Here is a 13,026-nt window from a genome sequence, read left to right as displayed (position 1 = left end):
GTGACGCGACGGTCCACCTGATTCGGGGGTGAGGGGAAGGCCAAAACGCGTCTCGCGGCGCAGCGCCGGACGGGAACCCACCGGGATGATGCGACGGGCGAGGTTTTCACCTCGCGTCAGCGCGATCATTCGGGGGATCCTGGTCGGCAATGCAGTCTGGCGCATTAAGCGTCGGCCCGTCTAAACATGTTGGCGGCGAAATTGACCGCCGTATCTTTTGCTGAAGGCCCCGCCTGGCGCCGAAGCGCCTGCCGGCCATCGCATATCGAGGCCCCAAGGAATCCACCAGGGGGCCGGATAATCGGTTACGCCGTGTCTCAAACCGCCCCTCTGGCGAGGGAGTGTGTCTGGGACCGGACGCCGCTCGGGCTTGAATCCGCCTCTCCGTGTCAGCCGCGCGCGGCGCTGGCTGGGGAGGGACCGGAAAAACACGGCGGGATCTTCGACTTGGAAGGTTCCACCGCTGCACCGGGAGGCTGAACGCGACACAACCGGGAGTACTAGCCGTCAGCACCCCGTACATACGTGGATTGCCCGCCGCGTGCAAGGGAAGCGTCACGCCGCCGCAACACTCGGTTCTTTTCACTGTCGCGTCATTAGGGTGCGATTAACCGTGCGGTTCTAATGCGGTAAGAAGCAGCTGGGAGGCTCCGAATCGAGTGGAGAACCGCGCAAAACATCTTGTTTTCCTGGGGTGCGGGCTGTTGTGCGCTGCAGCATTGGCGATTGCCGTGGCCAGCCCCCCGAGCGCGGCCGAGGGACCGCAGGACGGCCAGTCGGCGCCGGCCGCCGCTGCTTCTTCTGCCGGTGCTCCGAATTTCCCGGTCGCATCTGGCGCCAGGCTCGCCGGCGACGACAAGCAGACCCGATTCATCCTCGATCTCGACCGCAAGATCGAATTTCGCGCCTTCCCGCTGGCCGACCCCTACCGTGTCGTGGTCGATATCCCGCAGGTCAATTTCCAACTCGCCGCCGGCACCGGCTCGGCGGCGCGGGGATTGGTGAAGGCGTTCCGCTACGGCCTCGTGATGCCCGGCGGCTCCCGGATCGTGTTCGACATGACCGGTCCGGTGAAGGTCGCCAATTCCTATGTGCTCGATGCCGCCAACGGCCAGCCGCCCCGGTTGGTGCTGGATTTCGAGCAGGTCGATCGCACCATCTTCGTGCAGTCGCTGGCGCCGGAAAGCCGGCCCGAATTGAAGCCCGCGATCTCCGAAGGCAATACGGCAAGCATCCCCGCCGTCACCACGGCGGCATTGCCGCCGGTTACGACCACCGACCCGCGTCCGCTGATCGTGATCGATCCCGGTCACGGCGGCATCGATAACGGCACCCAGTCCGGCGACCAGACCGAGAAGAATCTGGTGCTGGGCTTCGGTCTTGCCTTGCGCGACCGGATCGAGAAGTCGGGCAAATATCGGGTGGTCATGACCCGGTCGGACGACACCTTCATCCCGCTCAACGACCGGGTGAAGATCGCCCGCTCGCAATCCGCGGCGCTGTTCGTCTCGATCCACGCCGATGCCCTGCCGCGCCGCGAGGGCGACGCCCAGGGCGCCACGATCTACACCGTCTCGGACAAGGCTTCCGACGCCGAAGCCGAGCGGCTGGCGGAAACGGAAAACAAGGCCGACGCGATCGCCGGCGTGAACCTGACCGACGAGCCGACCGAGGTCGCCGACATCCTGATCGACCTCGCGCAGCGCGAAACCAAGACGTTCTCCAACCGCTTCGCCCGTCTCTTGATGGACGAGATGAAGACCACGGTGCGGATGCACAAGCATCCGCTGAAATCGGCCGGCTTCCGGGTGCTGAAGGCGCCCGACGTGCCGTCCGTTCTGGTCGAGATCGGCTACGTCTCCAACAAGGGCGACCTCGAGCATCTGGTCTCCGAGAACTGGCGGAACAAGGCCGTCGGATCGATGGTCCAGGCGATCGACACGTTCTTCGCCAAACGGCTGGCAACTGCTGGACCGGCAAAGTGAAACTGGCCGTCTGAAAAGCCGGGGCCGTTGCCCGGAAGCCCTAGTTTGGCCACAGCGGCAACGCTATAGACTAAAGGACCGCAGGTCCGCAGAATCGACCATATTGTCCGGCGGCTTTTGTTTGTTCGCCTGCGCAAGGCGGCTCGCTGGGTCAAAACTTCGTTTGTTGGAAGCCTCGCTGTAGAGGCGTGCTCTGTGAGGCTTTCGCACTTTTGGACAGGCGCTTCGAACCATTAGGCGCCCGAGGGTAGGAACGGAACGTCGATAATGCGCCTGCTCGTGCGGTTCATGGGTTTCTTGTTCGCCGCCGGAACCGTGGTGTTCCTGGTCGGTGTAGCCGCCGTCGCCGGCGCCATCTGGCATTTCTCCAAGGATCTGCCCGACTACTCGCAGCTGCAGGATTATGAGCCGCCGGTGATGACCCGCGTTCACGCCGCCGACGGCGCGCTGCTCGGCGAGTACTCCAAGGAGCGACGGCTCTATCTGCCGATCCAGGCGGTGCCGAAACTCGTGATCAACGCGTTCCTCGCCGCCGAAGACAAGAATTTCTACGAGCATGGCGGCATCGACTATCAGGGCATGGCGCGCGCCGCGATCCTCTATGCCCAGAACTACGGCTCCAACCGCCGCCCGCAGGGTGCCTCGACCATCACCCAGCAGGTCGCCAAGAACTTCCTGCTGACCAACGAAGTCTCGTTCGCGCGCAAGATCAAGGAAGCCTTGCTGGCAATGCGCATCGAGCGCGCCTATTCCAAGGACCGCATCCTCGAGCTCTATCTGAACGAAATCTATCTCGGGCTCGGTGCTTACGGCATCGCGGCCGCGTCGCTGGTCTACTTCGACAAGTCGGTCAACGAGCTGACGATCGCGGAAGCGTCCTATCTCGCTTCTCTGCCGAAGGCGCCGGCCGCGCTGCATCCGGTCCGCAACCGTGACCGCGCGATCGAGCGCCGCAACTATGTGATCGACCGCCTGCTGGAGAACGGCTGGATCAAGCAGGCCGACGCCGACAAGGCACGCAAGGATCCGCTCAACGTCACCAACCGCTCCAACGGCGCTCATATCTTCGCCGGCGAATATTTCGCCGAGGAAGTCCGCCGCGACATCTTCGAGCGCTACGGCGAGAAGAAGCTGTACGAGGGCGGCCTGTCGGTCCGCACCACGCTGGATCCCAAGATCCAGGTGATGGCGCGCAAGACCATGGTCGCGGGTCTCGTGAATTACGACGAAGCGCAGGGCTGGCGCGGTCCTGTCCACAAGCTCGACATTTCCGGCGATTGGGGCGTCAAGCTTGCCGACGTCAAATCGCTCTCCGACATCTCGCCGTGGCGGATGGCGGTGGTGCTGGAGACCAGCGATCAGTCGGCGCGGATCGGCTTCCAGCCGGGCCGCGAGCTCGGCGGCGCGGTCAGCAAGGAGCGGCAGACCGGCATCATCACGATGGACGGCGTGCGCTGGGCCAAGACCAAGGGCAAGGCGCCGACGGCGGTCTCGCAGGTGCTGCAGCCCGGCGACGTGATCTATGCCGACCCGCTGGTGACCAAGGAAGGCGCTGCGGTCGAGGGCCAATATCGGCTGCGGCAATTGCCTGAGGTTTCCGGCGCGATGGTGGCGATGGATCCGTGGACCGGCCGCGTGCTTGCGATGGTCGGGGGCTTCTCGTTCGACCAAAGCCAGTTCAACCGCGCGACGCAGGCCTATCGGCAGCCCGGCTCGTCGTTCAAGCCGATCGTGTACTCGTCGGCGCTGGACAATGGCTATACGCCGTCGACCACCGTGATCGACGCGCCGATCGAGATCGATCAGGGGCAGGGCGCCGGCGTGTGGCGTCCCGAGAATTATTCGACCGGCAAGTATTACGGCCCGACCACGCTGCGCAACGCGTTGCAGCGCTCGCTCAACACAGTGACGGTGCGGCTCGCGCAGGACATCGGCATGCCCTTGGTCGGCGAGTATGCAAAACGCTTCGGCGTCTATGACGAATTACCGAACTATCTGTCCTATGCGCTGGGTGCCGGTGAAACCACCGTGATGCGCATGGTCACGGCGTATTCGATGTTCGCCAATGGCGGCCGCCGGGTGAAGCCGACCTTGATCGATCGCATCCAGGACCGCTACGGCCACACCATCTTCAAGCACGATACCCGCGAATGCCGCGGCTGCGATGCGCCGGGGGGCTGGAAGAACCAGCCGGAGCCGCAACTCGTCGACCGCCGCGAGCAGGTGCTCGATCCGATGACCGCCTACCAGATCACCGAGATGATGGAAGGCGTGGTCCAGCGCGGCACTGCGACCGTCGTGAAGGAGGTCGGCAAGCCGATCGCCGGCAAGACCGGCACCACCAATGACGAGAAGGACGTCTGGTTCGTCGGCTTCTCGCCGGATCTCGCGGTCGGCGTCTATATGGGCTACGACAAGCCGCGCAATCTCGGCCGCACGGCCACCGGCGGACACGTCGCGGCGCCAATCGCCCGCGACTTCCTCAAGCTTGCACTCGCCGACAAGCCGCCGACGCCATTCAAGGTTCCGGCCGGCATCAAGCTGATCCGCGTCGACGCCAAGACCGGCATGCGCGCCGGACCGGGCGATGGCGGCAACACCATCCTCGAGGCCTTCAAGCCGGGCACCGCGCCGCCGGAGAACTACTCGGTGATCGGCGTCGCCGATGCCGATGGCCGCGGCCCAGCGCCCGGCCCGCAGCCGTCGCAGAGCGGTGGCCAGTCCGATGGCGGCTTCTTCATGCGGCCGGGAACCGGGGGGCTGTATTAGCCGTCTCTATGTCCGAATCGGCGGTATAGCCCCAGCCAAGCCGATTGCGCTTTGCCCCGCCGGTCGCTACATCCCCGGAACTGTTTCGCCAACACCTGAAAGATCATGCGCGCGGAAATCGAACGCCTTGTTGAAGAGATCAAGCAGTCAGTCGGGCTGCTGAGGAGGCATCTTTGACGTCGAACAATCGACGGCACGCCTCGCTGAGCTGAACAAGCTCGCTGAAGACCCCAATCTCTGGAACGATCCCCAGAAGGCCCAGCGGCTGATGCAGGAGCGCACCTCGCTGGAGGACGCGCTGTCGGGCATCGGCAAGGTCGAGCGCGAGCTCGAGGACAATATCGGCATGATCGAGCTCGGCGAGGCCGAGAACGATGCGGCCGTGGTCGCCGAAGCCGAGAAGGCGCTGAAGGACCTCAAGAAGGAGGTCGCCCGGCGCGAGCTGGAAGCGTTGCTTTCGGGCGAGGCCGACAAGTTCGATTCCTATCTTGAAGTCCATGCCGGCGCCGGCGGCACCGAAAGCCAGGACTGGGCGCAGATGCTGCTGCGCATGTACACGCGCTGGGCGGAGAAGCACGGCTTCAAGATCGAGTTCCTCGAGGAGTCCCAGGGTGAAGAGGCCGGCATCAAATCCGCGACCATCCAGATCTCCGGCCACAACGCCTATGGCTGGCTGAAGACCGAGGCCGGCGTGCATCGCCTGGTGCGCATCTCGCCGTTTGATTCCAATGCGCGGCGGCACACCTCGTTCTCGTCGGTGCAGATTTTCCCGGTCATCGACGACTCGATCAAGATCGAGATCAAGGAGTCGGACGTTCGCACCGACACGATGCGGTCGGGCGGCGCCGGCGGTCAGCACGTCAACAAGACCGAGTCGGCGGTGCGCCTGACGCACATCCCGACCGGCATCGCAGTGGTCTGTCAAGCCGGCCGCTCCCAGCACAAGAACCGGGCGCAGGCCTGGGACATGCTGCGCGCGCGGCTTTACGAGATCGAGCTGAAAAAGCGCGAGGAGCAGGCCGCTGCCGATCAGGCTGCCAAGACCGATATCGGCTGGGGTCACCAGATCCGCTCCTACGTCTTGCAGCCCTACCAGATGGTGAAGGATTTGCGCACCGGCGTGCAGACCTCCGATACCTCGGGTGTGCTCGATGGCGATCTCGATGAATTCATGGCGGCGACGCTGGCGCAGCGTGCTTTCGGCACTGGGCCCGGCTCCGTCGAGGATGTGGATTAGGCCATGCCGCGCGTCGCCTTCATCGGATTGGGACGCATGGGCCACGGCATGGCCGGCCGTTATCTCGATGCCGGCTTCACCGTCGCAGTGTGGAACCGGAGCAAGGCAAAGGCCGACGATCTGATCGCGCGCGGCGCCCTGTGGGCGACCTCGCCGGAGGATGCCGCGATCGATGCCGATGCCGTCGTGACCATGGTTGCCGACGACGAGGCATCGCGCGCGGTCTGGCTGACCAGGGACGGCGCCGCCGCCACCATGAAGGCCGGGACGCTCGCGATCGAGTGCTCCACGGTCTCGTACCAGCACACGCTGGACATGGCGCGCGAGCTGCAGAGCCGTGGGCTGATCTACATCGATTGCCCCGTCACCGGACTGCCGGAGGCGGCGGCTGCCGGCAAGCTGACGCTGTTGGTTGGCGCTGATCCGGCCGATCTCGAACGGGCGCAGCCGTTCCTCGCGCCGATAGGCAGCACGATCCGTCATTTCGGCGCGGTCGGCGCCGGGACAGTGTTCAAGCTGATCAACAATCTGATCGGCGCGGTGCAGATTGCAAGCCTCGCCGAGGGCGTTGCGATCGCCGAGCAGGCCGGCCTCGACATGAAACTGGTGGCCGAGGCGCTTGGGACCGGCGCGATCGCAAGCCCGCAGGTGATCCGCCACTCCAAGCGGATGATCGAGCGAAACTTCTCCGGCGCGTCATTCACGGCGGCGCTGCGCCACAAGGATGCCGACTACGCGGTGCGGCTCGCCGAGACGCTGCTGCCCGGTGTGCCCGTGAGCCGCGCTGCGCTCGCCGCCTACGACAAGGCCAAGGCCCACGCGCCCGATGGCGACGAGGGACAGATGATCGAGATCGTGTCGCGGCCGAAATAGGCAGAGCTGCCATTCATGGAAATCGGGTGGCCATCGCCACCACACGCGGTTAGGCATCTGCGCCATCGCAGATGAGCGCCCGCCATGCCTTCCGCCGACAACAGGATTGATCGCCGCGACTGGGGGCTGCTTCTCTTTCTGTCGGTGCTGTGGGGCGGCTCGTTCTTCTTCAACGGCGTGATCCTGCGCGAATTGCCGCCGCTGACCCTGGTGCTGCTGCGGGTCGTGCTCGGCGCGCTCATCCTGCTGCCGCTGCTGCGGGCCCGGAAGATCGAATTCCCTCGCGGCCTGTCCGGCTGGGCGCCGTTCGCTGCGATGGGGCTGTTCAACAACGCGCTGCCGTTCTCGCTGATCGTGTTCGGCCAGACTTACATTCCGAGCGGGCTGGCCTCGATCCTGAATGCGACGACGCCGCTGTTTGCAGTGGTCGTGATGGCTGTGGCTGGCGAGGAGCGGCTGCAAATGCGCCGCGTGGCGGGCGTGGTGGTCGGACTGATCGGGGTTGCGATCCTGCATGGTGATGCGCTCGGCTTCGAGAGCCGGCAGGGCATCGGCATCCTGCTCTGCCTCGCCGGCGCCTTGAGCTACGGCATCGCAGCGCTGGTCGGGCGGCGACTGCCACAGCGCGTACCGCCGCTCGGAACGGCGACGTTCCAGATGATGGCCTCCAGTGTGATGATGGCGGTCGTCGCCGGTGTCACCGAACGGCCCTGGCAGCTCGCGATGCCGCATCCGACCACGTGGCTCGCCGTGCTCGGGCTCGCGGCGCTGTCGACGGCGCTGGCCTACATCGTGTTCTTTCAGATCCTGCAGCGCTCCGGCGCGACCAATGTGATGCTGGTGACGCTGCTGCTTCCGGTCACCGCGATGCTGCTCGGCTTCTTCATTCTTGGCGAGCCGGTGGCGCCGCGCGAGGTGATCGGCGCGCTCGTGATCGCGAGCGCCCTGCTGCTGATCGACGGCCGTGTCTTGAGCTGGTTCAGCCGCGCGCCTGCTTCCACGCCGCGTACCATCCGCTGAAGCGGCCGCTGTCGCGCTCGCCGCCATGCCAGGCGGCATACGTGGTGCCGTCGTCGGCGACCAGCACCACGGCATCGAGCCCCCTGGAGCGCCGCAGCGTGTCCATCGCCTGCATCGGCGTCTGCGCGATCGGCCCTGCGACGTTGAACGACGTGTTGACCGACATCTCGACGCCGATATGGCGGCCTAGCGCCTTCAGATAGGCGTAGGTGAGGGGATCGTCGGCCTCGCGCACGATCTGGATGCGGCCGGTGCCGTCGGCGTGGACGACGGCGGGAATCTTCGCCCGCGCCTCCGGCTTCGAATGCGCCGTGAGCACCATGTAGTTGTAGGCGTTGTAGTCGGCGTCGGATGCGCCGTCCTCAAGATCGAAATAGTCGCGCGCGGCCCGCAAGGTCGCCATCGGCGCCAGCGGCCGGATCGCCTCGCGATATTTGACGCGTTCGTTGAGCCGCTCGCGGACCTCGGGGTCGCAGGGATTGGCGAGGATCGAGCGATGGCCGAGCGCACGCGGACCGGTTTCGGCGGCGCCCTGATAGATCGCGATCACGCCGCCTTGCGCCACCATGCTGGCCATCAGGTCGGCGACCGCGTCGCGTCCCTCCGATGTCGCGACATTGCCGATCACGGTCGAGGCGATGTCGTCGGCGGCGAGCGCCGCGGTGATGTCGGCGTTCGAGGGCGGCAGGCCGCAATAGAAGGCGTGCGACAGCGGCGCGCCACGCGCCGCACCCGCCAGATGCGCGAACAACCAAGCCGCGCCGATCGGCACGCCGGGATCACCGGGCACCGGCGGCACCCACATATGCAGCCGCGTCTTGCGCTGCTGCACGCGTTCGAACCACGCTTCGTCAAAGTGCTCGAGTAGCCGCATGTTGCCGAGCGCGTTCAGCGCCACGCCGCCGGTCAGCACCAAACGGTCAGTACCGGTGATGCGCAAGAGGTGATCGATGACGTGGATCATCGCATCCTCGAACACCATTTGCGTGGCGGCGGCCTTGTCGACTCTGTCCTTGGTGTCGGGGCGGTGATTGATATCCTCGACGCGCAGCACGGCGTCGGGATTCCACAGCTGGTCGGGCCGCAACGGCGGGCCGAGAATGTCGATCAGCGGCTGATGATAGGGGGCGTCGGCGGGGTCGGCGTACCAATTGGCCATCGCGCGATTGAGCTGCACGCTGCCATTGGGCCCGAGCTGCAATACCGCCTTCAGGCGCTGATAATAGGGATTGGTGGCGCGGTTCATGTCGCCCCAGGCGGCGGCGCCCATGTAGCGGCCCTCGCTGGAGAGCCAGGTCCAGCCGCCCTGGCTCGACGAGATCACGGTGTAGAAGGCGCCGAGCGAATCGAACAGGCTCTCATTGCAATAGAGCCGCTTCATCTCGCCGTTCTCGGCGACATAGAGCGAGATCGAGCCGACGTCGCCGGTGCCGTCGAGCACCGCGATCGCGACGCGCTCGCGTAGGTCCGCGAACGGCGATGCGGTGAACGAGTACCAGGCGTGATTGTCGTGATGCGGCATGCAGATCAGCGGCAGCTGTTCGCCGAGCCCGTAGATATTGCCGAGCCTGCGCGCGATGCGCCGCACCTGGTCCATCTGTCGCAGGTTGATCGCCGGCGCGATCGGCGCGCGCAGCAATTTGATGCTGGCCGGCGCTTCCTCGAGCGAAGTACGGATCAGCATCGGCAGCAGCGCTGGATAATCCCACGTGGTGACGAAGGCCGCGATGTCGCCGATGTCGCGGCCCATCCGTTGCAGCACCTTGCGCATGTCGTCGAGCGCGTGTTGCGGAAATTCGTTGGTGTGCTTTTTGCCGGAAAAGCGCTCTTCCTCGTTGTTGACGATCAGGCGCGGTCCGTCGTTCTGGGTGACCTCGACCAGTGCAACGCCGGTGTTGTGGGTGCCGGGGCAGGCGAGGCCGGCGATGTAGACGGTCTCGCCGCGCTGCAGCTTTTCGCGGATCGAGGCGATCGTGCGTTGTGCGAACTCACCATTGACCTTGTGCAGGCCACGCTTCGCCAACGCGGACTCGCTGAGGCGGCGCGTGATCTCATAGCCCGCGGCCGCAATACGCGGATGCCGTGGACCGGTACGAATGTCCGGTTTACGCAATCAGACGCCTCGACTCGTGATCCCCAGTCGACCTTCAATCATAAACAGCGCCAGCCAACAATGCAGTTTCGCCCAACGGAAAAACCCAGCGCTTGCCAGCACATGCGTCTCTTGCGAGACTTGTCGTCAAAACCACGATAAAAATCGGGAGAAAACGATGCCGGCTCGTTCTGGATATATTGGCGCAATCCTGGCCTTCGCAAGTGCCGCATTGATCACGACCTCGGCCACCGCACAGAAGAAGTACGATCCGGGCGCGACCGATACCGAAATCAAGATCGGCAACATCATGCCGTATAGTGGCCCGGCGTCGTCCTACGGCGTGATCGGCAAGACCGAAGCCGCGTTCTTCAGGATGATCAACGAGCAGGGCGGCATCAATGGCCGCAAGATCAACTTCATCAGCTACGACGACGCCTATTCGCCGCCGAAGGCGATCGAGCAGGCGCGCAAGCTGGTCGAGAGCGACGAGGTGCTCTTGATCTTCCAGGCGCTCGGCACACCGTCGAATTCGGCAATCATGAAATACATGAATGCCAAGAAGGTGCCGCAATTGTTCGTCGCCTCCGGCGGCACCAAATTCGGCGACCCCAAGAACTTTCCCTGGACGATGGGCTTTCAGCCCAACTATCAGAGCGAGGGGCGGATCTATGCGAAATACATTCGCGACAAATTCCCCGACAGCAAGATCGCGGTGTTCTGGCAGAATGACGACGCCGGCAAGGATCAGTTCAAGGGCCTGAAGGACGGGCTCGGCGACAAGGCCGGCATGATCATCGCCGACAAGTCCTACGAGGTCTCCGATCCCTCGATCGATTCGCAGATCGTCGCGCTGCACGATTCCGGCGCCGACATCTTCTTCTCCTGGGCGGCGCCGAAGGGATCGGCGCAGGCGATCCGCAAAGTCGGCGAACTCGGCTGGAAGCCGAAGTTCTTCCTCGCCAATACCGCGACCACGGTCGCCTCGGTGCTGAAGCCGGCGGGGCTCGAATATGCCAAGGGCATCATCTCGACCCAGTACCTGAAGGATCCGACCGACCCAACCTGGGACAAGGACCCCGCGGTCGTGAAGTGGCGCGGCTTCATGGATAAATACTATCCCGAGGGGGACAAGGCCAATTTCAACAACGTCTATGGCTATGTGCAGGCGGAGGCGATGGTGCAGGTGCTCAAGCAATGCGGCGACAATCTCACGCGCGAGAACGTCATGAAGCAGGCCGCCAGCCTGAAGAACTTTCACTCCGACCTGATGCTGCCCGGTATCATGGTCAACACCTCGCCCGACGACTACTACCCGATCGAGCAAATGCAATTGATGCGATTCAACGGCGAGGCGTGGGAGCTGTTCGGCGACGTCATCACCGGCGAGGTCGGGCACGATGCGACGCGGTAGGAACTCGCCGGTCAAGCGATTGTTCGTGCCAGCCGCCATTGTCGTCCCTGCGAAGCAACGACCCGACTACGCGGTCAGCGGCGGTGGACCGTTCGGACCTTGCGGCGGTTCGGCGGAGGCAGCCCGTCTGGCGCACGATCGGCGGCCGCCGCTGAGCCACAAACGCGATCGGCGCAAGCAGGGCCGCTTGCGCCGATGTTCAGATCGATCGTTGTGAGATTGAGCTAGCCCGCGCTGAGCCGGACGCCGGCGCGGAGGAATTTTTGCGGATCGACGGCTTCGCCGTCGATCCGGGTCTCATAGTGCAGATGCGGACCGGTGGAGCGGCCGGTAGAGCCGACGGCGCCAATGACCTGGCCGATCTTGACGTACTCACCGACCTTGACGCCGATTTCGGAGAGATGGCCGTAGCGCGTCGACAGCCCATTGCCGTGATCGACCTCGACCATGCGGCCGTAGCCGCCGGCCCAACCCGCAGACACCACCTTGCCGTTGGCCGTGACGCGCACCGGATCGCCCTGCGCGGCGCGGAAGTCGAGCCCGGTGTGCATCGCCGGACGACCGAGGAACGGATCGGAGCGCACGCCGAAGCCGCTGGTGAACTCGACCTCGCCGACCACGGGCTTGCGGTAAGGCACCAGCGCCAGCGTCTGGTTCAAGCGCTGCATCTGCGCGCGGTTGATGTTGATGCGGTAGAGTTGGCGCTCGAACGCCCCGGCGTCGGGCGCGAGCTTCACCGGCACGAAGGGGCCGCCCATGCCGGAGCGCGGGGTTGCGGCTTCGAGCTGCGCCATGTTGAGGCCGAGATCGGAGATCACGCCGCGCATCCGGCGCACCCGAGATTCGATGCTGTCCTCGACCGAGGAGAGCGCGGCGACCTGGCGCCGCTCGACCTGGTCGAGCGAGGTCTGCAGACGGACCAAAACGTTGTCGACGCCCTGGGCCTTGGCGAACTGGTTCGGCTGCGCCTTGGCGATCAAAGGCGCGCGCGATTCCAGCCGCGCCTCGCGATCCGGCGGCGCCACGAAGATCACGGTGTCGCTGATCGGGGAGGGCTTTGGTGTGCCGGATGACGGCGCGGCATCGGCGCGGCCCTGCGGCTTGATCGATCCGGTGGTCGTAACGTCAGGCATGGCGCCGAGCGCAGTGGCGCGCGATTCCAGCATCGACTGCCGCTTCATGATCTGGTCGAGCTTCTGGTCGAACTGTTCCTGGTCGAGCAGCTGGCGGCTGGTGGTGCGGTCGACCTTGGCACGGAGTTCCGAGATGCGGTCCTCATAGGCGTATTGCATCTCGGCCTGGCGCGCGATCAGCCGGGTCAGGACGTCGTCACGGAACGCGAAGTACGTCGCGGTCGCCGCCGACCACATGCCGAGCAGGACGACGGTGCCGACCGCGATCCAGAACACTACAGGTCCAAAGCGGACCTGCTTGCCGGCATGGACCAACGTATAGCCCTCGCCGGAGGCGGCAACGGCGGCCGTTTGCCGGGCGACCGGACGGCGCGCCGGCGTCCGGCCATGGTCTTGAGGATGATGGTGTTTCTGGTGATGACCGGACCGGCTCGACATCGGTACTCCCGCGGCCGGTCGGACCAAGCTCCGTACGGCTTAATTGCGAGGCCGATTTGAGCCCG

Annotated in this window: 8 protein-coding genes; 6 read left to right on the top strand and 2 right to left on the bottom strand. The window is 65.0% G+C overall.

Going from position 1 to position 13,026, the window contains the following annotated elements; genetic code table 11:
* Positions 1-659: 659 nt before the first annotated feature.
* The 5 genes from ACVISU_RS02830 (at position 660) to ACVISU_RS02810 (ending at position 7,884) form a co-directional block, all read left to right on the top strand.
* Positions 660-1,985 (top strand): N-acetylmuramoyl-L-alanine amidase, encoded by a 1,326-nt coding sequence (locus tag ACVISU_RS02830; RefSeq protein WP_456705949.1) that lies wholly within the window; start codon positions 660-662, stop codon positions 1,983-1,985.
* 267 nt (positions 1,986-2,252) lie between these two features.
* Entirely contained in the window at positions 2,253-4,754 is a 2,502-nt protein-coding gene (locus ACVISU_RS02825) for a penicillin-binding protein 1A (RefSeq protein ID WP_456705948.1), read from the top strand.
* A gap of 105 nt (positions 4,755-4,859) precedes the next feature.
* Positions 4,860-5,991, top strand: a protein-coding gene (gene prfB, locus ACVISU_RS02820) for a peptide chain release factor 2 (RefSeq protein WP_157113166.1) whose coding sequence is annotated in 2 segments (ribosomal slippage) — positions 4,860-4,928 and positions 4,930-5,991 — 1,131 coding nt in all. Because the reading frame shifts where the segments join, the coding sequence is not laid out codon by codon here.
* A 3-nt stretch (positions 5,992-5,994) separates the two neighbouring features.
* Positions 5,995-6,864: an NAD(P)-dependent oxidoreductase gene (locus ACVISU_RS02815; protein ID WP_063695147.1), complete on the top strand. Its 870-nt coding sequence runs from the start codon at positions 5,995-5,997 to the stop codon at positions 6,862-6,864.
* Positions 6,865-6,948: 84 nt separating this feature from the next.
* Complete coding sequence (locus tag ACVISU_RS02810) at positions 6,949-7,884, top strand: DMT family transporter (protein ID WP_456705947.1); 936 nt, start codon at positions 6,949-6,951, stop codon at positions 7,882-7,884.
* Here the strand turns inward: ACVISU_RS02810 and ACVISU_RS02805 are convergent.
* Complete coding sequence (locus ACVISU_RS02805) at positions 7,844-9,997, bottom strand: carbamoyltransferase C-terminal domain-containing protein (RefSeq protein WP_456705946.1); 2,154 nt, start codon at positions 9,995-9,997, stop codon at positions 7,844-7,846. The genes ACVISU_RS02810 and ACVISU_RS02805 overlap by 41 nt on opposite strands.
* A gap of 157 nt (positions 9,998-10,154) precedes the next feature.
* Between ACVISU_RS02805 and ACVISU_RS02800 the strand changes: the two genes are divergently transcribed.
* Positions 10,155-11,390 (top strand): ABC transporter substrate-binding protein, encoded by a 1,236-nt coding sequence (locus ACVISU_RS02800; protein WP_456705945.1) that lies wholly within the window; start codon positions 10,155-10,157, stop codon positions 11,388-11,390.
* Between the two features lie 224 nt (positions 11,391-11,614).
* On the opposite strand, the gene ACVISU_RS02795 is transcribed toward ACVISU_RS02800, so the two are convergent.
* Complete coding sequence (locus ACVISU_RS02795) at positions 11,615-12,961, bottom strand: peptidoglycan DD-metalloendopeptidase family protein (protein WP_456705944.1); 1,347 nt, start codon at positions 12,959-12,961, stop codon at positions 11,615-11,617.
* Between the last annotated feature and the right edge of the window lie 65 nt (positions 12,962-13,026).

It is taken from the genome of Bradyrhizobium sp. USDA 4452 (assembly GCF_054063575.1).
This window is presented reverse-complemented; position numbering and strand designations above follow the sequence as displayed.

What these genes read in the sequence shown, in the direction of transcription:
- ACVISU_RS02825 (WP_456705948.1), top strand. Translation starts at nt 2,253, where the DNA reads ATGCGCCTGCTCGTGCGGTTCATGGGTTTCTTGTTCGCCGCCGGAACC.
- ACVISU_RS02815 (WP_063695147.1), top strand. Translation starts at nt 5,995, where the DNA reads ATGCCGCGCGTCGCCTTCATCGGATTGGGACGCATGGGCCACGGCATG.
- ACVISU_RS02810 (WP_456705947.1), top strand. Translation starts at nt 6,949, where the DNA reads ATGCCTTCCGCCGACAACAGGATTGATCGCCGCGACTGGGGGCTGCTT.
- ACVISU_RS02800 (WP_456705945.1), top strand. Translation starts at nt 10,155, where the DNA reads ATGCCGGCTCGTTCTGGATATATTGGCGCAATCCTGGCCTTCGCAAGT.
- ACVISU_RS02795 (WP_456705944.1), bottom strand. Translation starts at nt 12,961, where the DNA reads ATGTCGAGCCGGTCCGGTCATCACCAGAAACACCATCATCCTCAAGAC.